This is a genomic window from Streptomyces sp. NPDC051364 (genome assembly GCF_040682115.1).
Classification (GTDB): domain Bacteria; phylum Actinomycetota; class Actinomycetes; order Streptomycetales; family Streptomycetaceae; genus Streptomyces.
Genome location: NZ_JBFBAH010000005.1, coordinates 259,001 through 279,971, shown reverse-complemented (window position 1 = coordinate 279,971; position 20,971 = coordinate 259,001). Strand labels below are relative to the sequence as shown.

The window sequence follows — 20,971 nt, the reverse complement described above, 5'->3', positions numbered from 1 at the left end:
GCCGGCCGGCCCCGCCCCCTCACCGGGGGCCGGGGCCGCCGCCATGTCCGTGCCGGCGCAGGTGCTCGTCAGAGCTTGCGTACGCCGTGCCAGGACCAGCCCGCGCCGAGGACCGTTGTGCGCAGCGGGTCCTTCAGGTCCCGGGAGTCCAGGCGGAACGACTCGACCTTCCGGCGGCGGCCGTCGGCGTCGCGCTCGAAGGTCCACTCCTTGTGCCGGAGGTGGATCGGTCCGCGGCCGTGCTCGCGCTGGACGGTCCGGCCGGGCGGGTTGCCGGCCCGCGTGACCGCCCACTGCTCGTCCATGGCCCGTACCACGCGCTCCCCGGGGAGCAGGCGCATCCAGATCTTGAAGGTCCGCTCCACCTGCCGGCGGCTCATGCCGGAGCCGGTGGCGGGTTCCATGACCTTCCAGTCCGCCACCAGGTCGGCGCCCCCGCCGCCCGCCTCGCGCACGCTGAACACCACGCCCGTGCCGTTCAGCGCGAGCAGTGCGGCCCGCAGTTCCGTGGTGGGGATCGCCGGGACGCCGCTGTCGGCGCGCACCGTGCCCATGTACCGGTCCCAGAGGCGGCCCATCAGCGGGCTTCCTCCCCGGTGTCGAGGCTGACGGTGCGCAGGAACTCCTGGTAGTCGCCCACGACACTGTCCTCCTGCGCCGCGGTCGAGGTCAGGATCAGCCGGATCACCGCACGCCGGTGCGGGTTCTCGAGGTCCAGCACGGCCAGGTAGACGTGGGACTGGACGAGGTCGCGGCGCACGCCGCCCGCGACGGCCGACAGGGTCAGCCTCTGGGCCAGGCCCGGCGAGGCCTCGGAGCCGAGCTCGCGGCGGCTGGTCACCACCACCGACTCGGCGACCTGGCGTACGCGCTCCACCGACTCCTCGGCCATGTCGGCCAGCGTCGCCGCGTCCGGCCGGAAGTCGCCGTCGACGGTGATGTTGGCGGTGAACCCGGCATCCGGCTGCGCGTGCAGCGCGATGAACGCCACGCCCGGAGCGCCCACCTCGTCCGGAGGGGCGGCTTGCCAGCCTTCCGGCAGGCTGAACTCGATCGGCACCGGCAGGGTCGTGGGCATTTCAGGCCCTCCTTCCACAGGGGGAGTACATCAGTCGATCAGTCGATCAGTCGAACCAGCTGGTGACTTCGTCCTTGACGGAGCCGGCCGTGTCGCCCACCCAGTCGGCCGCGTCGCCCGCGGCGTCCTTGACCTTGCCCGGGTCGACCGTGAACTCGCCGCCCACGGCGCCGCCGAGCCCGAGGGCGAGGCCCGCCTTGCCGCCGAAGTGGTACTTGCCGTCCTCCCCCTTGCCGAAGTCCCATTTGAATTCTGCGCCCGCGCCGTACCAGCCCTCGGCCGTGGCACCGGCGCCGAGCCCGGCGACCTCCCCGCCCGCGGCGACGCTGGCCTTCTCGCCGGCGAACGCCTTGAAGCCGCCGTTGAAGCCCTCCTTGCCCAACGTGAGGCTGGCGGAGGCCTCGCCGCCCGCGAATCCCTCGAAGCGCCCGTAGCCGCCGACGACCCCGTAGTTGGCGTGCCCCTCCAGCATCGCCCGGATACCCGCGGACGCCTCGACCTTGCCGGTGAGGCCCTTGTCGGTGATGCCGTAGTTCGCGGAGGCCCTGGCGCCCAGGTACATGTCGTCGATCCCGGCGAGCGTCAGCGACCCGTTGTTGTACTCGCCCTTGTACGTCATGTGGAAGAGGTCGGCGTAGAGCTTGATCGACCCCTCCTTGCCGTACTTGGTGCCGGTGAGCTTCAGGCCGGCATCGGGTCCGGTGAACTCGAAGCCGTCGTCCTCCTTGGGCTTGTCCCCGGACCCGTCGTCGAGCTTCTTGGGGGCCTTGTCCAGGTCGCCCTCGGCGTAGCGGTTGAACCCGGTGAGCGATTCGTCGTTGCCCTTGCCGAAGATGTCCCGGTTGCTGTCGATGACGGCGGCGCTGAGGGCGGTCTTGACGTTCTGGTCGAGCTCGGCGACAGCCTTCACCCGGTCGTCGATGTGCTGCTGCCACTTGCCGACGGCTTCGCTGATCGTCTTCTGGCCGTCGGGGTCGTGGTGGTAGGCGCTGCGCTCGGAGGGCGTGAGCTTCGCGTAGTCGAACGCGACGCGTCCCTGCTCGGAGACGGTCATGCCGGCGGCTATCGCGTCGGCGCGCGCGCTCTCCAGCTTCTTCTTCAGATCGGTGAACTTCTCGTGCGCGTCGCGCAGCAGGCTCCCGATCGCCTTGGCCTGGGACTGCGCCGCGGTGTACTCGTAGCGGGTCGCCGCGAAGTTCGTATGGGCGGTCTGCTGGCTGACCCCGTTCCAGGTCTCCCCGCCGAGCGTGATCTTCTGCACGGAGTCGGCGTAGCGGGTCTCGACCTTCTTCAGCTCGCCCGCCATCTCCTCCCATTTGGCGGCGGCCGTCGTCAGCAGGCCCAGGTCCGTGGTCATGACTTCGTAGTAGGTCAGCACCAGATCCCCTCACAGCTTCCACAGCGTCTTCACATTCAACTGCGCCGCAAGGAACCGGACATGGTGTGCCTCCCCGTTGGCCGGCTTTGATCATATGCATGGCAACTGTGAGCGGGCCAAGCACCGGGTGGGCCCTCACGTTTCCTGCGCATGGCGCGTCATGCGGCCCCGTGTCCCGGCGCGGACGGCGGTGATAGCGTGGCCCGCCGTTGTCAGGGAGGGGGTCGGGCCATGGTGGCTGGACGTCGTATCAGGTTCACCGCCGTGCTCGTCGCCGTCGTCTTCGCGCTCACGGGCTTCTCGTCCGGCGGGCACGGCGGGCACGGCGGGAAGAGCAAGGGCAGCGGCAGCGGCGGCGGATGCTCCAGCTCCAAGAAGAAGAGCAGCTACAACAGCAACAACAGCAGCAACAACAACAGCAACGGTGGCGGGAAGTCGACGCCGTCGCCCACCAAGAGCGCCGGCCCGCCCGCACACGCCCAGGTCGTCTCCTGCGCCGGCCCCGGCAGCCCGAAGGCCGTCCTCAGGGTGACCTCCGACGTGGACAAGCAGCGCACCGTCGACGTCCCGCTCACCTTCGAGGGCGCGAACGGCATCGTCGACCGGACCTCCGTCCGCGTCACGCTCAAGGCCCGCGAGACCCAGACCGTCACCGCCCCGATGGTCCACGACGACAAGGCCGCGGACGTGAAGACCTGCGTCGTCGGCCGGATCGACTAAGCGGCCTCGGGGAAGTGGGGTTGCGTTTTCGCGTCGTCCGGTGCGGTGCATCGCAAGGCGGAGCGGCACGCTTGTACTGGACGTACCAGCGTGCTGCGAGACCGCGGCGAGGCGCCGCGCCGGGCGGCGCGGGGGCGTGCCCCACTTCCCCGAGGCCGCTTAGCGCCTGACGCGGCACTGGCCGCCGACGCCCCTGGCGTGGCCGACGCCGCCGACGCCGCTCAGCGCACCCGCGGCTCCGGGGCCGCCCGGCGCCCGGTGAACAGGTCCGCCTGCCGCTCCGGCGGGAGGTTCCCCAGCGAGATCAGCGCCGGGGCCTGGGCCAGCGCCTGCTGCAGCGCCGCCTGCTTGGCCGACCACAGGGCCCGTACGGTGCCCTGCACGGCCTCCGTCGGGTACCCGGCCAGGGTCTGCGCCGCCCGCAGCGCCGCCGGGAGCAGCTCCTCGGGCGCCGTCAGCTCCGAGACCAGGCCGATCTCGTACGCCCGCTGCGCGGAGAGCCGCTCCGCCGTCCCCATCAGGGACATCCGGGCGGCCTCCCCGAAGGGCATCCGCTGCGCCATGTACACGGCCTCGTACGCGCTGACCATCCCGTACGCCGTGTGCGGGTCGAAGTACGTCGCGGCCGAGGAGGAGACGATGAACTCCGACTCGCCCAGCAGGTAGAACGCCCCGCCGCACGCCATGCCGTTGACGGCGGCGACCACCGGCTTCCACAGGTCGTTCGCCTTCGGGCCGACGGACAGCAGCGGGTCGTCGACCGAGTACGGGGAGGGCGGCTGCGGGACCTCCACCCCGCGGTCGATGCCCGTACAGAAGGCAGCCTGTCCGGCGCCGGTCAGCACGACCGCCCGTACGTCGTCCTCGTGGCGGAACTCCCGCCACACCGCCGCCAGTTCGGCGGCCGTCGCCAGGTCGATCGCGTTGTGCTTGCGCTCCCGGTCCAGGGTGACGACCGCGACCCCGGCCGCCTTGTCCCGCTCCACCCGTACCGTCATGGCTTCACCAGTACCCAGCGCGGCACGGTCATCCCGCCGGTCTCGGCGAACACCACCTGGACCCGGGCGCCGATGCGCAGCCGGGCCGGGTCCACCGAGTTCAGCGGGGCGCCGGGGGAGGTGACCAGGTTCCCGGCGAGGCGGATGTGCGGGGCGTCGGCGAGCTCCACGAGGATCACGTTGTACGGGGCCTGCGCGGCGTACGCGGGGAGCAGCGGCGGGTGCGGCCGTACGTAGGACCAGATGCGGCCGCGGCCGCTCATCGGCAGCCACTCCGAGTCGAACGACTGGCAGTGCGGGCAGCAGGGTCTGGGCGGGAACCGGAGCCGGCCGCACGCGGTGCAGGCCTGGACGCGGAGTTCGCCCCGGGCGGCGTACTCCCAGAAGGGGGCGCCGTCCTCGTCGGGAACGGGCAGCAGCAGCCGGTCCGCCGTGGCGGTTGCCGTGGCAGGGGCCGTGGCCGGAGGCGTCGCCGGTGCCGGGGTCGTCGTCATGGTCGCTCGCTCCTCAGGCTCGCAGCAGGATCGCGGACGTCGGGACACCCTCGCCCGCGGTCACCAGGCAGGTCGCGGCGTCCGGCACCTGGGCGGTGGAGACGCCCCGCAGCTGCTTGACGCCCTCGTTGATCAGGTTGAAGCCGTGCACGTACGCCTCGGACAGTCCGCCGCCCCCGGTGTTGATCGGGAGCCGGCCGCCGATCTCCAGGGAGCCGCCCTCGGTGAACGCGGCGCCCTCGCCGCGCCCGCAGAAGCCGTAGCCCTCCAGGGAGAGCGGGATCAGCGGGGTGAAGGCGTCGTAGATCTGGGCCACGTCCACGTCCTGCGGTCCGAAGTCGGCCTGCTTCCACAGGTGCCGGGCGGCGGTCCAGGCGGGGCCGGACAGCGGGTCGTCGTTCCAGTAGTTGACCATGCCGTGGTGCTGGGCGGGCAGCCCCTGGGCGACGGAGTGGACGTACACGGGCTTCTGCCGGCAGTCGCGGGCCCGCTCGGCGGAAACGATCACGCAGGCCAGCGCCCCGTCGGTCTCCAGGCAGTTGTCGAAGAGGCAGAGCGGGTCGCTGATCATGCGGGCGGTCATGTACATCTCGCGGGTCAGCGGGCGTTCGTACATCATCGCGGCCGGGTTCTCGTTGGCCCGGTTGCGGCAGGCCATCGCGACGTTGAAGAGGTGGTCGCGGGTGGCGCCGTACTCGTGCATGTACCGGCGGGCCAGCATGCCGATCTCGTCGGCGGGCCGCAGCAGTCCGAAGGGGCGGGTCCACTGGCCGGGGGTGGGCAGCTGGACGGCGGTGTTCTTCCAGGGGCGCGGGCCGGAGCCGCGTTTGCGCGAGCGCCAGGCGACGCCGACGCTCGCCTGGCCGGTGGCGACGGCGGCCGCGAGGTGGCCGACGGTGGCGCAGGAACCGCCGCCGCCGTAGCCGATCTTGGAGAAGAAGGTGACGTCGCCGGCGCCGATGGCCTTGGCGACCTCCACTTCGTCGGTCTCCTCCATCGTGTAGGAGGAGAAGGCATCGACCTCGGCCGGGGCGATCCCGGCGTCCGCGAGGGCGGCCAGGATCGCGCGGCAGGCCAGTTCCTTCTCGGACTCGGGGAGCCGTTTGGCAAAGGCGGTCTGGCCGATCCCGACTATCGCCGTAGCGTCCTTGAGTGTTGCCGCCATCGCCACCTCCGGGGCTGCACCAGTACTGACAGCCGCGAAGGCTACAGCTAATCTGACGGATAGTCAGCTACTGGGAGGGGTGTGCGATGAGCGAAGACGTGCGGGGGGATCTGCGCTGGGGCAGCATCGCGGGACTGGTGCGCGCGGCGGCCGGGCAGTACGCCGACCGCGAGGCCGTCGTCGACGGACGTGTCCGCATCAGCTACGCGCAGCTCGGCGAGCGCGTCGAGCGGGCCGCGGCCGCCGCCATCGCCGCCGGGGTCGAGCCGGGGGACCGGGTCGCCGTCTGGGCCCCCAACACCCTGGAGTGGATCGTCTCCGCGCTCGGCGCCGTCTCGGCGGGCGCCGTCCTCGTCCCCCTCAACACCCGTTTCAAAGGCTCGGAAGCCGCGTACGTCCTGCGGCGCAGCCGGGCCAGACTCCTCTTCGTCACCGGCACCTTCCTCGGCACCTCGTACGTCGCCTCCCTGCGCCGGGCCGCCGCCGAAGGGGAGGGCGGCCGCGGCCCGCTGCCCGGGCTGCCGCACCTCGAGCAGGTCGTCGTCCTCGCCGAGGACGCCCCCCAGGACTTCCGCACCTGGAAGGACTTCCTGGCCGGCGGGGACGGCATCAGCGCCGAGACCGTGCGCGAGCGCGCCGAGTCGATCCGCCCCGAGGCCCCCTCCGACATCATCTTCACCTCCGGCACCACCGGCAGTCCCAAGGGCGCCGTCATCACGCACGCCCAGTCCCTGCGCTGCTACGACGTCTGGAGCGAGCTCGCAGGCCTGCGCGAGGGCGACCGCTACCTGATCGTGAACCCCTTCTTCCACACCTTCGGCTACAAGGCCGGCATCATCGCCTGCCTGATGCGCGGGGCCACGATGGTCCCGCAGCCTGTCTTCAACGTGGACACCGTCCTCGCCAACATCGCCGCCGAGCGGATCTCCGTACTCCCCGGCCCGCCCACCCTTCACCAGTCGCTCCTCGACCACCCCCAGCGCGACCACCACGACCTGTCCGCCCTCCGCCTGGTCGTCACCGGCGCCGCCGTCGTCCCGCTCCAGCTCGTCTCGCGCCTGCGCGGCGAACTGCACATCTCCACCGTGCTCACCGCGTACGGGCTCTCCGAGGCCAGCGGCATCGTCACGATGTGCCGCCGCGGCGACCCGGCCGAGATCATCGCCTCGACCTCGGGACGGGCCATCCCGGACACGCAGGTGAAGATCACCGACCAGCACGGGTACGCCCAGCTCGCCGGCACGGCGGGCGAGGTGTGGGTCCGCGGCCACCACGTCATGCAGGGCTACTTCGAGGACCCGGCCGAGACCGCCGCGGCCGTCACCCCCGACGGCTGGCTGCGCACCGGCGACGTCGGGGTCCTCGACACCGACGGCAACCTGCGCATCACCGACCGGATCAAGGACATGTTCATCGTCGGAGGGTTCAACGCCTACCCCGCCGAGATCGAACAACTCCTGGGCCTGCACCCGGACATCGCGGACATCGCCGTCGTCGGCGTCCCCGACCCCCGCCTCGGCGAGGTCGGCAAGGCCTACGCGGTCCGCCGCCCCGGCTCCACCCTCACGGCCGACGACCTGATCGCCTGGTCCCGCCGGGAGATGGCCAACTACAAGGTCCCGCGCGAGGTCGAGTTCGTCACCGAACTCCCGCGCAACGCGAGCGGAAAGGTCCTCAAGCGGAAACTGCGCGCCTGCTGAGCCCCGCCGCCACCCGGAACCCGGCCGGTCAGGGGCTGAGCTGGGCCAGGTCGAGGGTCACGGGGAACGGGACGGCCACCTTGAGCCATTCCCGATGGATCCCGGTGGCCACGTACGACCGGGTGACGGTGTCCAGCTCGTAGACGTGGACGGCGGGCCCACTCGGCTCGTCCTCGACGCGCCAGAAGTGGGGGATGCCGGCCTGGGCGTACTTGAAGGGCTTGATGGAGCGGTCTCGGTCGGCCGACTCCTCGGACACCACTTCGATCACCAGGACGACCTCGTCGGGGAGGTAGCGGGTGCGGTCGGGATCGTAGGCGACCGCCGCAGCCAGGACGTCCGGCTCGGGTCGGCTCCGCTTGTCGAGACGGATGGTCATCTCCCGTGAGACCTCGATGCCGTCGGGTGCGGCCTGCCGCAGGCTGAAGGTCAGGTCTCTGCTACGCCGGCTTCCTGGCCAGGAGCAGCCGCCAGCGGGGTGTTCCGTCGTCGCGGCGGCCGAAGGGCTCCAGCGGGAGGGTCTCCACCGTGAAGCCGGACGCCAGCAGGTCGGCGCGGACGCCGCCCAGCGGGAAGGTGCGGTAGTACATGACGAACGGCGGCCGCCACACGGCGTTGCGCACCCGCATCGCGGCGTCGAAGCCCGCCACCGCCCACCACACGGGGGAGGCCGGCGGGATCGGCGCCCCGATCGGGAACGCGAACAGGCCGCCCGGGCGCAGGGCGGCGTGGACGCCGGAGAAGAGGGCGGGCCGCTCGGCCGGCAGGAAGTGCCCGAAGGCCCCGAAGCTGACGGCCAGGTCGTACGAGCCGGCCAGCTCGGGCGGCAGCGCCCGAGCGTCGGCCCGTACGAGGTCGATGCGCTCGTCGGGGTGCGCCCGCGCGGCCTCGGCCAGCATGCCCGCGCTCAGATCCACCCCGGTCACCCGGTCCCGGCACAGCCGCCGCAGCATCCCCAGCCCCGCGCCGGTCCCGCAGCACACGTCCAGCCCGTTCCCGAAGGAGCCTTCGTACTGGGCGAGCGTCTCCTCGACCGCGTCGAGCATGCGGTCCGGGGTGCGGAAGGGGGTCTGGTCGAACTTGGGCGAGAGCAGGTCGTACCCGCGTTCGACGGACGAGAGGGCCTGCACGGCGAGCTCGCGGACGCTCGGTCCCTGGGAAGTGAACACGAGCCCAGCCTAGTGACACGGGCCCGGCCCGGTGGGGAACGCATGCGACGGCGGCCGCGGTGGCTCCCCCTCCGGGCCACCGCGACCGCCGTCCTTGTTGTGCTCCCCCGTTGGTTGTGCTCCCCCGTCGGTCCCCCCGTGACCTCCGTCGGGACCCCGTATCCCCCGTGGTCCCTCCGTTGGTCCCGGTCCCCCGTATCCCCCGTGGGACCGTCCCCCCGCCCCCCGTATCCCCCGTGGGACGTCTTACGGACGCGGACCGGACGCGTGGTTGTCCATCGCCACGATGTCCTCGTCCGAAGCGTGGTTGTCCTGCGGCTTCGGCTTGATCTCGATGCCGGAGGCGTGATTGTCCATCGGTGTGATGTCGACGCCCGGTGCAAGGCTGTCGTCGAGCGGCTTGATCTCGATGCCGGACGCGTGATTGTCCATCGGCTTGATGTCGCCGTCGTTCGGCAGGATGTTCTCGTTCGTCGTCATCGGTTCTCCTGATGGATGGGTCGGGCCCGTTCGGCGATTCCCCCGCGGACCGCCGAACGGGCGGTCCTCCAGCCGACTCTCGCGCCCCCCGACGCGGTGAGTCGATGTACCTATCGTGGCGGTCGGCGATAAACGAACGATGAATGCCTCGTTCATCGCCGATCGGTGCAGCTCAGGCCGCTATCTCGGAAGCCAACAGGGCTTGCACCTCGGCCAGTTCGGCCGACTTCAGCTGCTTGAAGACGACCTCGGCATCCCGCCAGCACACCCGCGCCCGGTCCCGCTGCCCCAGCCTGCGCAGCGCCTTGCCCAGCAGCGTCAGCACGGTCGCCCGGCGCCACTCCCCGCCGATGCCGCGCAGCGCGATGGCCTGTTCGGCGTGCGCGGCGGCCAGCGTGGGCCGGTGCGCGGCCAGGTGGGCCACGGCGAGCCGGAAGTGCGTCACGCCCTCCCACAGCGGCTGCCGGTTGTCGTGGAACAGGGAGAGCGCCTCGGTGAGCTGCGTCTGCGCCTCACCGAGCCGCCCGGCCTGCGTGAGGGCGATGCCCAGCGCGTAGCGGCCGTTGGCCAGGCGCAGGGTCAGACCCATCCGGTCGTATATGGCGATGCCCTGCTCGGCGAGGTCGATGGCGCTGGTCAGCCGGCCCAGTTCGACATGGATCCGGGAGAGGTTGCACAGTGCGCTGGCCTCGCCGATGTGGTTGCCGTCGGCGCGGAAGTTCTCGATGGCCTCCAGCAGGTACCGCTCGCCGTCGGCGTGCCGGCCCTGGTAGAGGGCGATGATCCCGCGGTCGTTCGGCGCCCAGCAGCTGGGCAGCGGGTCGCCGGCCTCGCGGGCGAGGACCATCGCCTGCCGGGCCTCGTCGTCGGCCTCGTCGAACCGGCCCGCGACCAGGTGGACGTTGGTGAGCGTGGTCCGGGCCCGGCCTTCCGCGTGCGGGTCCTTCGCGGCGTGCGCGGCATCGCGCAGGGCCACGGCGGCGGACTCGTACTGCTTGGAGTTGGCCCCCGACTCGGCGAGGTCCTTGGCCGCCCACAGGAGGTCGACGGAACGGCGCAGCACGTCGACCACGCTGCCCTGCCCTGTCGAGCGTACGGAGGCCTGCCGGACGCAGGCCAGCAGCGGGTCCGCCTCGGCGTAGAGCCAGTCCAGGGCGGCGCGCGGCTCGGCGAAGCGCAGGCCGGGGTAGTGGGTGGCGGACAGGTGGGCGGGGAGCCGGTCGCCGGGGCGCTCCACCGCGTACACCGCGGAGGCGGTGGCGAGGTAGAAGTCCAGCAGCCGGTCCAGGGCGGCGTCCCGCCCGCTCGGCGGCTGCTCGTCGCGGTCCGCGCAGGCGCGGGCGTAGAGGCGTACGAGGTCGTGGAAGCGGTAGCGGCCGGGCGCGGCCGATTCGAGGAGGGAGCAGTCCACTAAGGCTTCGAGGAGGTCCTCGGTGTCACGCTCGGGCCGGTCGAGTACGGCGGCCGCCGCGGCCAGCGAGATGTCGGGCCCGTCGGCGAGACCGAGGAGGCGGAACGCGCGCTGCTGGGCGGGCTCGAGCTGGCCGTAGCCGAGCTCGAAGGTGGCTTTGACGGCGAGGTCGCCGGCCTGGAGCTCGTCGAGGCGGCGGCGCCCGTCGGCGAGCTTCGCGGCGAGGACGGACACCGTCCAGGTGCGGCGGGCGGCCAGCCGGGAGGCGGCGATGCGGATGGCGAGCGGCAGGAACCCGCAGGCGCCGACCACGTCGAGGGCGGCCTGGCGCTCGGCGCCGACCCGCTCCGCGCCCACGATCCGGGTGAACAGCTGGAGGGCCTCCTCGGGGCTCATCACATCGAGGTCGACGAGATGGGCCCCGGCGAGGCCCGCCATGCGGACCCGGCTGGTGACGAGGGCGGCGCAGCCCGCGGTGCCCGGCAGCAGCGGGCGGACCTGCGCGGCGTCGCGGGCGTTGTCGAGCAGGACCAGGACGCGGCGGCCGTCGAGCGTGGAGCGGTACAGCGCGGCCCGCTCGGCGGCGGTGTCCGGGATGGCCGTGTCGGGGGTGCCGAGCGCGCGCAGGAACGAGCCGAGGACGGCGACGGGCTCGGCGGGCCGCGGCTCGGTGCCCTGGAGGTCGACGTAGAGCTGGCCGTCGGGGAAGTGCGGGCGCGCGGCGTGCGCGACGTGCACGGCGAGGGTGGTCTTGCCGACGCCGCCGATCCCGGCGAGCGCGGAGACGGCCATGACCTGGCCCCCGACGCCGGACAGGATTTCGCCGAGCTCGTTGACGAAGGTGGCGCGGCCGGTGAAGTCGGCGACGGTGGCGGGCAATTGGGCGGGCCTCACGTGTGCGGGCGCGGCGGCCGGGGCCGGGTCTTCGGCGCGGGCGAGTTCGGCGTCCGCGCGCAGGATGCGCTGCTGGAGCGCGGAGAGTTCGGGCCGGGGGTCGACGCCGAGTTCGTCGGCGAGGAGCCGGCGGGTGTCGGCGTACACGGCGAGGGCCTCGGCCTGCCGGCCGCTGCGGTACAGGGCGAGCATGAGGAGCTCGCGCAGCCGTTCCTGCAGCGGGTGCGCGGCGGTGAGGGCGGTCAGCTCGGAGACGGCCTCGGCGTGGTGGCCGAGCTCCAGGTCGAGGTCGAGACGGGTCTCCAGCAGCTGGAGGTGCCACTCGGCGAGCCGGGTGCGCTCGGTCTCGGCGTGCGGTCCGGGGACGCCGGCGAGCGGTTCGCCGTCCCACAGGTCGAGGGCGCGGGCGAGCAGCGTACGGGCGAGGGTGCGGTCGCCGGCGGTGCGGGCCTGGTCGGCGTCGGCGGCGAGGCTGCGGGCGATGCCGAGGTCGAGGGCGCCGGTGGGGGTGCGGATGGCGTAGCCGCCGGACTCGCTGACGAGCATGCCGGGCGCGAGGACCTTGCGCAGGCGGGAGGCGTACGTACGGATGGTGGCGAGGGCCTGCTGCGGCGGGTCCTCGCCCCAGATGGCGTCGATCAGCTCGGGCGCGGTGGCGGTACGGCCGCCGCGCAGCAGGAGCGCGGCGAGCAGGGCGCGCTGCTGGGGGGTGCCGGAGGGCAGCGCCTCGCTGCCGCGCCAGGCGCGGATGGGCCCGAGGACGGCGAAGCGGGTGCCGGTGCGGGCGGAGGCGGGGTACGCGTCGGCGGCGCCGGTCATGTCCGGCTCGGCGGCGGCTTGGGCGGGGGTGGCTGCGGTGGCTGCGGAGTCCGCGGTGTCCGTCGCGTCGGCGGCGGCGGCCGGCGTGCCGGCCGAAGCGGTGGCCGGAGTACCGGCATCGGCACCGCCCGCGGTGTCCTGCGGGTCGGCGGGGCTGCCGGGCCGGACCCCCGCCGTGGCGTCCGGCGCGGCAGCGGAGTGGCGCCGGGCTGCCTCGGGGTGGTTCCGCTGGTGCGGGATGGCCGGTATGCCGTCCATCTGTCGTCCCCCCTGCCTTCCGTCGGTGTAAGGGCCAGTCTGCCCTGTGTTGCGCTTACCCGTCAGCCCGTGTCGGACTGATCGCTTCCCAATCGCCGTCCAACTAGCTGACGGTTCGTCAGATTGACGCTACCGTGGAGGCCATGGAGACCTTCCCGAAGATCATCTCGGTGGACGACCACACGGTTGAGCCTCCCCACGTCTGGCGGGACCGGCTCCCGTCCAAGTACCAGGACACCGGCCCCCGGATCGTCCGCGCCCCCTTGAAGGAAATGACCTTCCTCGGCGGCAAGTTCGCCCCCGTGATGGGCGCCAAGGGAGACGACGGTCCGATCGGCGACTGGTGGGTCTACGAAGACCTGCACCGCCCCCTCACCCGGCTCGACACCGCCGTCGGCTACGACCGCGACGAGATCAAGCTGGAGGTGATCACGTACGAGCAGATGCGCCCGGGGTCCTTCTCGGTTCCCGAGCGCCTCGCGGACATGGACGTCAACCACGTCCAGTCGGCGCTCTGCTTCCCGACCTTCCCGCGCTTCTGCGGCCAGACCTTCACCGAGGCCAAGGACCGCGAGCTCGGGCTGCTCGGCGTACGGGCGTACAACGACTGGATGGTGGAGGAGTGGTGCGGCCCCGAGGCGCGGGGCCGGCTCATCCCGCTGACCCTCATCCCGCTGTGGGACGCCCGGCTGGCCGCCGCCGAGGTCCGCCGCAACGCGGCGCGCGGCGTGCGCGCGGTCGCCTTCTCCGAGATACCCCCGCACCTGGGGCTGCCCTCCGTCCACACCGACGAGTGGGACCCCTTCCTCGAGGCGTGCAACGAGACCGGCACGGTCATCGCCATGCACATCGGCTCCTCGTCGCGCATGCCGTCCACCTCGGCGGACGCCCCTCCCGCGGTCGGCTCCACCATCACCTTCGCCAACTGCTGCTTCTCGATGGTCGACTGGCTGATGAGCGGCAAGTTCGAACGCTTCCCGAACCTCAAGATCATGTACGCGGAGGGCCAGATCGGCTGGATCCCGTACATCCTGGAACGCGCGAACGTGGTCTGGGAGGAGAACCGCGCCTGGGGCGGCGTCGCGGACAAGGTGCTGCGTCCGCCGTCGGAGCTCTTCGCGGAGCACGTCTTCGGATGCTTCTTCGACGACCCCTTCGGGCTGAAGAACCTGGACTCGATCGGCGTGGCCAACGTCCTCTACGAGACGGACTACCCGCACTCGGACTCGACGTGGCCCAAGTCGCAGGAGGTGGGCGAAGCTCAGATGTCCCACCTTGCGCCGGACGTGGTGGACCGCATCGTGCGCGGCAACGCGATCGACCTCCTCGGCCTGACGCCGGAAGGTCTGTGGGCGGGCGCGTAGGCGGGAGCCCGGGGGTCCCCTTGCGGCGAAGGCGAACATCAAGGCATGCTTCGCCGGAGCAAAGTGGGAGGGGCGGTGGCGGTGGACAAGCGGACCGTGGTGACCGGGGTGTTGTGCGCGGTGGCGGCGCTGGGCGCGTCCGCTGCCATGACGAAGGTGGTGCCGGCCTCGGAGGGCGGGTCGGGCACGCACGTCAAGGCGGCGGCCCCGGCGAAGCCTTCGCCGAGCCCGTCTTCACGATCGCAAGCGGCGAAGCAGCCGCAGCTGAACACCTCGGGCACGCCCCGGCCGGGCAGCCCCGCCGCCTTCACCGGGGCCCTGTTCGAAGGCGGCGTGCAGGGTGACCACTTCTGCACCGCCACCGTGGTGCACAGCCCGGGGAAGAACCTGATCGTCACCGCCGGGCACTGCCTGATCGCCGGGAAGGCCGGCGACGGCGGAGCGGTCTTCGCACCCGCGTACGCGAACGGCGGAGCCCCGTACGGAGCCTGGACGATCGAGGAGGTCTTCGAGGACCCCCGCTGGGCCGAGGGTACGGACGACGACTACGACCTCGCCTTCGCCCGCCTCGCCCCGGACGCCGCCGGCCGCAACATCGAGGACGTCACGGGCGCGGCAACCCTGGACACCACGGGCCGCACGGGCGAGGAGATCACCGTCACCGGCTACCCGGCGGACCGCAAGGTCCCGCGCACGTGCACGGCATCGGCGATCCGCGAGACCGAGACGGAGCAGCGCTTCGACTGCGCGGACTTCCCGGGCGGCACGAGCGGCAGCGCCTGGCTCGCGAAGGACGGGAAGATCATCGGCATCCTGACGGGCGGCGACACGGACGACGTGTCGACGAGCACGATCCTGGGCGAGTACGCGGCGACGCTGTACGCGAAGGCGACCTCCGCGGCCCGTTGAGCCGCGCGCGGCTCAGGGGCGCTCGCCGAGCACGTCGAGATAGTGCGCGTTGTACATGAAGCCCAGGACGTTGCCGAACGGGTCGACCACCGAGGCGGTGACGAAGCCCGGACCGCGCTCCGTGGGCGGCTCGTACTGCTTGGCGCCCATGGACAGCAGCTTCTCGAGGGTCGCGTCGACGTCGTCGACGTGCCAGTACACGACGGCCCCGCCCGGCTCCGCGGGCGCGCCGGCGGGCGCGTAGCGGCGGTCGATCAGCCCGAGCTCGTGCTGGTAGTCGCCGAGCCGGAACTCGGCGTACCCCGGCCGCTCGAAGTAGGGGCCGGTGCCGAGGAGTTCGGTGTACCAGGCCTTGGCCGCGTCCAGATCGGCGGCCCAGAAACTGACGGTGGTCAGACCTCGCAGCATGGAGGCTCCCCAGCTCGTTGTCGATGGCAGTTGCCAGGACTCTAGACACCAAGTAGGACAGTTCCTGTCCTCGTTGGCGGGGTGTCGCGCGGCTTTTCCGGTGTCAGACCACCAGCCCGAGGTGGACCGGCTCGGCCGGCGCGCCGGCCAGCAGGTCCGCGAGCCGCGGCGGCCACAGCGGCTCCCCGAGCGAGGCCAGGGCCTGCTGCGACAGCCAGCGCCAGTGCGCGTCGGGCGACTCGGGGACGGGATCACGGCGCGGGCCGGTGGTGACGTAGATGTGCTCGTGCTGGCGTACGGGGATCCCCTCGTGGGTGAAGTCGTGCTCCCAGGTGCACAGCAGCCGCTGCGGCTCGAGGTCGGTCCACCCGGTCTCCTCCCGCAACTCCCGCCGCACGCACTCCTCGGGAGTCTCCCCGGGATCGATCCCCCCACCGGGCGGCAGCCAGTGGATCCCGACCTCGATGTTGTTCTCACGGAAGAGGAACACCGAACCGGTCGGGGAGAGGATGACAATGCGGGCTGCCTGCCTGGGAGTTCTCATCAGATCAGCGTACGACCGGGGAGGGCGCGGGGCGACGGGGTTCGGGGGGCGGGTTGGGGACGGGGTCCGTGCACTCGGCGCCGGAGAGGCCGGCCGGGACGCGTGGGGCGGGGTCCCGGCCGGCCTCTCCGACGCGGAGTACGCAGGCCCCGGCCCCGGAGTCCCGGGTCGGCCATTCCGCCGCGGAGTCCATGCACACGCCCCGGAGGTCCCCACCAGCCCGCTCCGCCGCGGAGTACGCGCCCACGGCCCCGAAGTCCCGCCCCGCGCACGCGTGCCGCCGCCCCGCCGGGTACCCGGCCCGTCGCCGCCGACTGGCCCCCGCCCCTCACCCCCGCAGTGCGAACGACGTCCGCCCCCTCACCCCGCCTGCAGCGCCAGCGTCGGGGACAGGCGGGCTGCGCGGACTGCTGGGTAGAGGCCGGCCAGGGTGCCTATGGCCAGAGTTGAGGCGAAGCCGCCCGTAACCGCCCAGAGGGGGACCACCCAGGGGAGGTCGCCCGCTCGGGCGTAGGCCGCCGTGGCCGCCGCGCCGAGGGCGATGCCCGCCAGGCCGCCGAGGCCCGACAGGAGAAGGGACTCCGTCACGAACTGGATGCGCACCTGGCCCTTGGTCGCGCCCAGCGAACGGCGCAGGCCGATCTCGTGGCGGCGTTCCAACACCGAGATGATCATGGTGTTCGCGACGCCGACCCCGCCCACCAGCAGGGCGATCCCGCCCAGCCCCAGCAGGAGCGTGCTGAACGCGCCCTCCGTGGCCGCCTTCGCCTGAAGCGCCGCCGACGGGTCCGTCACCGAGACCGTGCTCGGCGACTGCGGGTTGGCCGTCGGGGCGATCATGCTGCGGACCGCCGCCACGCGGTCATCCGCCGAGCGCTCGTACACCGCCGTCGGGTGGCCGTCGAAGCCGAGCAGCTGCTCCGCCGCCTCCCAGCCGATCAGCGCCGAGCGCTCGATCTCCGGGGCCAGCGGGATCGGGTCCAGGATGCCGATGACCGTGAAGTACCGGCCGCCGATGAACACCTGCTGCCCCGGCTCGGTGATGCCCAGCCGCTCCGCCGAGACGTTCCCGAGCACCACCGACGGGTAGCGTCCGGTGGCCCCGTTCAGCCACGTCCCCTTCTGCATCCGGGCGCGCAGCACCTCCAGCAGGTCGTCCTTCGCCGCCTTGAGACCGATCCCGCCCGTCTCCTCCTTCGGAATGTTCTCCGAGCGCCGTACGGACTGCGCGACGTCGCCCGTCGTACCCACCGATTCGACCCCCTCGATACGGGAGATCATGCCCGGGGCCTCCTTCGGCAGCTTCGTGTCCTGCCCCGAGAACATCGACTGGCCCGGCGTCGCCACCAGCATGTTCGTGCCCAGCTTGTCGAGCTCCCGCAGGAGCTTGGCCTGGCTGGACGAGGACACCCCGACCACCGCGATCATCGTCGCGATGCCGATCGCGATCCCCAGCGCGGACAGGAACACCCGCATCGGGCGCGAGCGCAGCCCCGCCGAGCCCACGTGCAGCACGTCCCGCGGGCCGAGGCGGGCCGGGGTCAGCCTTCGCGAGGCCCTCATCGACGCCCTCACCGACGCCCTCACTGCTCCCTCGCCCCCGCCGTGTTCCACACGTCCGCCACGATCTCCCCGTCCCGGATCCGCACCTGCCGCGGCAGGCTCGCCGCGATCTCCTGGTCGTGGGTGATCACGGCGATGGTGGCCCCGTCCCCGTTCAGCTCGTGCAGCAGCTCCATCACCGACTGCCCCGACGCCGAGTCCAGTGCGCCCGTCGGCTCGTCCGCCAGCAGCAGCTCCGGTTCGCCGGCCACCGCCCGGGCGATCGCCACGCGCTGCTTCTGCCCGCCCGACAGCTCGTGCGGCCGGTGTTCCATCCGGTCGCCGAGGCCCACCCGCTCCAGGGCCCGCGCCGCCCGCCGGCCGCGCTCGGCCCGCGAGAGGCCGGAGTACAGCAGCCACCGAACTCGCCGAGGCGGCCCAGGCCGAGGCGGAGCCCGCCCCGGGCGCCGCCCCGGCCGCCGGGCGGCCCGCCGTCGTGCGGGACCTTGCGCCGTTGACCGTGACCGGTGACCGGGCTCTGTTGGGCCATCTGGTGCGGAACCTGCTCGGCAACGCCGTACGCCACAACCGGCCGGGCGGCCGGATCGGCGTGGCGGCCTCCGCCGACGGGATGCTGACGGTGTCCAACACCGGCCCGGTGATCGACCCCGCCGACGTACCGCGGCTGCTGGAGCCGTTCCGGCGGCGGGCCGAGCGACAGCACACCGCGGGCGAGGGCGCGGGCCTCGGGCTCTCCATCGTGGCCTCGATCGCGCGGGCGCACGGCGCGAAGCTGGTGGCGCGGGCCAATCCCGCTCCGGGCGGCGGACTGACCGTCAGGGTCCGCTTTCCGGTGGGACCCGCGCCGCTCCGGCCGCCGCTTCAGGAGTCCTGAATGTTCCCATGTGTACCGTCGGAGCCATGAGCAAGCACCCCCGCGCCCGCTCCCGCAGTCCCCGCATGTCCCGGACCGCCCTCTCGCCCCGACGGGTGGCCGTCGCCGCCGCCCTGGGCCTGTTGGCCTTCGGGGCCGGATGGGCGTACACGGCCCAGGACGACAACTCCGGCGCCACGCCCCAGGCCCGGACCGGCGACCGCCCGGGGGAGGCGGCCGGTGCGGTCGGCGCCGACAAGCCCACCAACCCCACAAGCCCCGCAGGCGTACCCCGCGCCACCCGCGGCGTACGCGGCGCCCCCGGGGCGCCGGCAGCCTCCGGGGCCCCAGGCGCACCGGGCGCCACCGCAGCCCCGGACGACCCCGACCAAGGCCTGGCCGGCGTCAGCGACGAGACCCTGGCCAGGATCCCGGCCACCGCCCGCCAGCTCCTCCTCGTCGCCGGCAAGGCGAGGGATTCCTCGGAGTCCACGGCGACCCTTTACACCCGGCCGGCGGCCGGCGCCGACTGGGTCCGGGCCACCGAGAGCTGGCCCGCGCACAACGGCGCCAGCGGCTGGAACTCCGCCGAGCGCGAGGACGGGGACCTCACCACCCCCGTGGGCGTGTTCACCCTGAGCGACGCCGGCGGTCTGCTGGAGAAGCCGCCGGGCACGAAGTTCCCGTACGACCGCAACCGGCTCTTCGTCCCCACCGGCCGGGGCGTGAACGGCGAGTCCCTCGCGGGTGCGTTCGAACACGTCATCGCGATCGACTACAACCGCCGGACGGGGGTCTCCCCGCTGGACCTGTTCAAGCCGGAGGGCGAGGACAAGGGCGGTGGCATCTGGCTCCACGTCGACCACAACGGCCCCTCGCAGGGCTGCATCGGCATCTCGAAGGAGGCCATGAAGAAGCTCCTGACCACCCTGGACCCGGCGGCGAAGCCGGTCATCGTGATGGGACCGGCCGGCTTCTGACCGGCCGGTGCACGGTCAGGGATTGAGGTCCAGGATGCGGACCGGCTCGCCTTCCCACCGTTTGGGGAACGTCGTGGCGACGACCGCTCCCTCGGGGCGTTCGGGTGTGGGCTCGGCCGCGTACTGACTGTGGGCCGCGGCCCAGCTTTCCTGGCGTGCGACTGAGAGGGCGGCAGGCAGGTCCAGATCGAGGATGGTGATGCCGGGCAGCGCGGCGAGGTGCTCCGCGGTCCCGGATCGTGTTCGGTCGGCCTCGACGAGCGCACAGGAGGGGGCGTACAGGAACCAGCCCGCCTCGGCGTGGGCGCGATGGATGAGACGGGAGGCCAGGACGTTCCCCTGGCCCGCCGCCAGCATCGCCGTCTCGTCCAGCACGATGTGCATCTCCGTCACAGACCCCTCGCCTCGGCCAGGCGCCGGTCCAGCTCGCTGTCGAGGTTCCGCTGTTCGGCGGTCGTCGGTGCGTAGCCGTTCCACTCGTGCAGTGCGAGACGCGCGCGCTCGGCGCGCTCGGCGCGCTCGGCCGGGGTCAGCAGCGTCTCGGCGAGACGGGCCAGGTAGGCGCGCAGCGACAAGCCCTCCGCAGCCGCTATGGCGGCGAGCCTGTCCTTGGCTTCCTCGGGGATACGGATGTTGGCGTCGGGCATCGGCGTGCTCCTTTCCCTCCCCTCAGGGTACGGGTACGCACCCGTACCCGCCACCTCTCGTGGCATGCACAGGCAGGGTCGAACCCCTTGCCTGACGGTCCGTCAGCTATGACGATGGCCCCCGGCGCCGGCGGGACGCGAATCGGCAGCCGAAAACGTGGGCGACGGACAAAGCGGAGGCGGTGGCGGCATGGCGCGCGTGTTTGCGGAGGGCCGGCTGGTCTACGGGATGCAGCTCCCGATCCAGTCGCAGAGCACCATCTACGCCGAGCCCTGGGAGGCCTCGGCCACCGCCGTTGACCTGGCCGAGGTGGCGCGGGCCGCCGACCGGGCCGGCTTCGGGTACGTCGCCACCTGCGACCACGTCGCCATCCCGCGCCGGCTCGCCGGACCCATGAGCACCGTCTGGTACGACCCGGTGGCCACCCTCGCCTTCCTCGCCGGGATCACCGGGCGCGTACGGCTGCTGAGCCACGTCGCGATCCTGGGCCTGCGCCACCCGCTGCTCAGCGCCAAGCAGTACGCCACCCTCGACCACCTCTCGGGCGGCCGGCTGATCCTCGGCGTCGGCGCGGGCCACGTGCAGGAGGAGTTCGAGGTCCTCGGCGTCGACTTCGCACGCCGCGGGGCCGTCCTCGACGAGACCCTGGACGCGCTGCGCGCCGCCCTCGGGCCCGAGGAGTACCCGGAGTTCGAGGGCGAGCTGTTCTCCTTCAAGGACCTCGGCCAGCTGCCCCGCCCCGCCCAGGCCCGCATCCCCGTCTGGGTCGGCGGCTCCTCGCCCGCCGCCGTGCGCCGGGCCGCCGTACGCGGCGACGGCTGGCTCCCGCAGGGCGACCCGCGCGACAGGCTGCCGGGCCAGATCGCCCGGATCAAGGAGCTCCGCGCCGCGGCCGGGGTCGCGGACCCCATCGAGTTCGGCGCGATCACCGAGGCGCTGTACGTCGGCGAGCCCGGCTGGGACACCGGCCGCCGGACCCTCACCGGCAAGGCGGAGGCGCTCGCCGAGTCCCTCCGCGCGTACCGGGGGCTCGGCGTGGACCAGATACAGGTCCGCTTCCGCAGCCGCGACCGCGCCGAACTGACCGACCAGATCACCGCTTTCGGGGCCGAGGTCGGCCCGCTTCTCAACGACTAGG

General features: G+C 72.7%; 22 protein-coding genes and 1 pseudogene. 7 read left to right on the top strand and 16 right to left on the bottom strand.

The annotated features are described in order from the left end of the window. Positions 1–68: 68 nt before the first annotated feature. The 3 genes from AB0M76_RS13365 to AB0M76_RS13355 are packed head-to-tail and all read right to left on the bottom strand — an operon-like array spanning position 69 to position 2,435. Complete coding sequence (locus AB0M76_RS13365; RefSeq protein ID WP_365952990.1) at positions 69–578, bottom strand: hypothetical protein; 510 nt, start codon at positions 576–578, stop codon at positions 69–71. Next, positions 578–1,078, bottom strand: coding sequence for a hypothetical protein (locus AB0M76_RS13360; RefSeq protein WP_365952989.1), 501 nt, complete (start codon positions 1,076–1,078; stop codon positions 578–580). Before AB0M76_RS13360 ends, AB0M76_RS13365 begins: the two co-directional genes overlap by 1 nt. A 46-nt stretch (positions 1,079–1,124) precedes the next feature. Continuing rightward, positions 1,125–2,435: a hypothetical protein gene (locus AB0M76_RS13355; protein ID WP_365952988.1), complete on the bottom strand. Its 1,311-nt coding sequence runs from the start codon at positions 2,433–2,435 to the stop codon at positions 1,125–1,127. A 252-nt stretch (positions 2,436–2,687) separates the two neighbouring features. Here AB0M76_RS13355 and AB0M76_RS13350 point away from each other — a divergent pair, with 252 nt between their 5' ends. Further along, positions 2,688–3,176: a hypothetical protein gene (locus AB0M76_RS13350; RefSeq protein WP_365952987.1), complete on the top strand. Its 489-nt coding sequence runs from the start codon at positions 2,688–2,690 to the stop codon at positions 3,174–3,176. Between the two features lie 221 nt (positions 3,177–3,397). Here AB0M76_RS13350 and AB0M76_RS13345 read toward each other — a convergent pair whose 3' ends face one another. From AB0M76_RS13345 to AB0M76_RS13335, 3 genes are read right to left on the bottom strand one after another with little or no spacing between them, the layout of a single operon-like run. Further along, on the bottom strand, positions 3,398–4,174 hold the full coding sequence (locus AB0M76_RS13345) for an enoyl-CoA hydratase/isomerase family protein (protein ID WP_365952986.1): 777 nt from the start codon (positions 4,172–4,174) through the stop codon (positions 3,398–3,400). Then, positions 4,171–4,668, bottom strand: coding sequence for an OB-fold domain-containing protein (locus AB0M76_RS13340; protein ID WP_365952985.1), 498 nt, complete (start codon positions 4,666–4,668; stop codon positions 4,171–4,173). Before AB0M76_RS13340 ends, AB0M76_RS13345 begins: the two co-directional genes overlap by 4 nt. Positions 4,669–4,681: 13 nt before the next feature. Next, on the bottom strand, positions 4,682–5,833 hold the full coding sequence (locus AB0M76_RS13335; RefSeq protein ID WP_328621180.1) for a lipid-transfer protein: 1,152 nt from the start codon (positions 5,831–5,833) through the stop codon (positions 4,682–4,684). A gap of 86 nt (positions 5,834–5,919) precedes the next feature. Here AB0M76_RS13335 and AB0M76_RS13330 point away from each other — a divergent pair, with 86 nt between their 5' ends. After that, positions 5,920–7,533: a FadD3 family acyl-CoA ligase gene (locus AB0M76_RS13330; RefSeq protein WP_365952984.1), complete on the top strand. Its 1,614-nt coding sequence runs from the start codon at positions 5,920–5,922 to the stop codon at positions 7,531–7,533. A gap of 28 nt (positions 7,534–7,561) precedes the next feature. Here the strand turns inward: AB0M76_RS13330 and AB0M76_RS13325 are convergent, their stop codons facing one another. The 4 genes from AB0M76_RS13325 to AB0M76_RS13310 all read right to left on the bottom strand — a co-directional run bounded on the left by AB0M76_RS13325 (position 7,562) and on the right by AB0M76_RS13310 (position 12,306). Beyond that, positions 7,562–7,930, bottom strand: coding sequence for a Uma2 family endonuclease (locus AB0M76_RS13325; RefSeq protein WP_365953194.1), 369 nt, complete (start codon positions 7,928–7,930; stop codon positions 7,562–7,564). 43 nt (positions 7,931–7,973) lie between these two features. Further along, on the bottom strand, positions 7,974–8,702 hold the full coding sequence (locus AB0M76_RS13320; protein ID WP_365952983.1) for a class I SAM-dependent methyltransferase: 729 nt from the start codon (positions 8,700–8,702) through the stop codon (positions 7,974–7,976). Positions 8,703–8,948: 246 nt separating this feature from the next. Then, positions 8,949–9,182, bottom strand: a complete 234-nt coding sequence (locus AB0M76_RS13315; protein ID WP_365952982.1) for a hypothetical protein — start codon at positions 9,180–9,182, stop codon at positions 8,949–8,951. A gap of 172 nt (positions 9,183–9,354) precedes the next feature. Further along, entirely contained in the window at positions 9,355–12,306 is a 2,952-nt protein-coding gene (locus tag AB0M76_RS13310) for a BTAD domain-containing putative transcriptional regulator (RefSeq protein ID WP_365953193.1), read from the bottom strand. Between the two features lie 401 nt (positions 12,307–12,707). Here AB0M76_RS13310 and AB0M76_RS13305 point away from each other — a divergent pair, with 401 nt between their 5' ends. Beyond that, on the top strand, positions 12,708–13,928 hold the full coding sequence (locus AB0M76_RS13305) for an amidohydrolase family protein (RefSeq protein ID WP_365952981.1): 1,221 nt from the start codon (positions 12,708–12,710) through the stop codon (positions 13,926–13,928). A gap of 81 nt (positions 13,929–14,009) precedes the next feature. Next, positions 14,010–14,837: a trypsin-like serine protease gene (locus AB0M76_RS13300; protein ID WP_365952979.1), complete on the top strand. Its 828-nt coding sequence runs from the start codon at positions 14,010–14,012 to the stop codon at positions 14,835–14,837. Between the two features lie 12 nt (positions 14,838–14,849). Here AB0M76_RS13300 and AB0M76_RS13295 read toward each other — a convergent pair whose 3' ends face one another. From AB0M76_RS13295 to AB0M76_RS13280, 4 genes and pseudogenes are all read right to left on the bottom strand, one after another. Further along, on the bottom strand, positions 14,850–15,245 hold the full coding sequence (locus AB0M76_RS13295) for a VOC family protein (protein WP_030304284.1): 396 nt from the start codon (positions 15,243–15,245) through the stop codon (positions 14,850–14,852). Positions 15,246–15,348: 103 nt separating this feature from the next. Further along, on the bottom strand, positions 15,349–15,789 hold the full coding sequence (locus AB0M76_RS13290) for an NUDIX domain-containing protein (RefSeq protein WP_266666149.1): 441 nt from the start codon (positions 15,787–15,789) through the stop codon (positions 15,349–15,351). Between the two features lie 360 nt (positions 15,790–16,149). After that, a complete protein-coding gene (locus tag AB0M76_RS13285; RefSeq protein ID WP_365952978.1) occupies positions 16,150–17,352 on the bottom strand; it encodes an ABC transporter permease in 1,203 nt (400 codons plus the stop codon). Positions 17,353–17,372: 20 nt separating this feature from the next. Then, positions 17,373–17,747: pseudogene (locus AB0M76_RS13280) on the bottom strand (ATP-binding cassette domain-containing protein); the annotation flags it as partial. A 104-nt stretch (positions 17,748–17,851) separates the two neighbouring features. On the opposite strand from AB0M76_RS13280, the gene AB0M76_RS13275 reads away from it, so the two are divergent. Together AB0M76_RS13275 and AB0M76_RS13270 are read left to right on the top strand one after the other, a co-directional pair. Further along, complete coding sequence (locus tag AB0M76_RS13275; protein WP_365953192.1) at positions 17,852–18,226, top strand: ATP-binding protein; 375 nt, start codon at positions 17,852–17,854, stop codon at positions 18,224–18,226. 26 nt (positions 18,227–18,252) lie between these two features. Next, complete coding sequence (locus tag AB0M76_RS13270) at positions 18,253–19,185, top strand: L,D-transpeptidase family protein (RefSeq protein ID WP_365952977.1); 933 nt, start codon at positions 18,253–18,255, stop codon at positions 19,183–19,185. Between the two features lie 15 nt (positions 19,186–19,200). On the opposite strand, the gene AB0M76_RS13265 is transcribed toward AB0M76_RS13270, so the two are convergent. Both AB0M76_RS13265 and AB0M76_RS13260 read right to left on the bottom strand, forming a co-directional pair. After that, positions 19,201–19,569 (bottom strand): hypothetical protein, encoded by a 369-nt coding sequence (locus AB0M76_RS13265; protein WP_365953191.1) that lies wholly within the window; start codon positions 19,567–19,569, stop codon positions 19,201–19,203. A gap of 5 nt (positions 19,570–19,574) precedes the next feature. After that, the gene (locus tag AB0M76_RS13260) at positions 19,575–19,832 is read right to left on the bottom strand and encodes a hypothetical protein (RefSeq protein ID WP_365952976.1); all 258 of its coding nucleotides are present in this window, start codon (positions 19,830–19,832) and stop codon (positions 19,575–19,577) included. A gap of 190 nt (positions 19,833–20,022) precedes the next feature. Between AB0M76_RS13260 and AB0M76_RS13255 the strand changes: the two genes are divergently transcribed. Next, positions 20,023–20,970: an LLM class F420-dependent oxidoreductase gene (locus tag AB0M76_RS13255; RefSeq protein ID WP_365952975.1), complete on the top strand. Its 948-nt coding sequence runs from the start codon at positions 20,023–20,025 to the stop codon at positions 20,968–20,970. Position 20,971 lies beyond the last annotated feature (1 nt).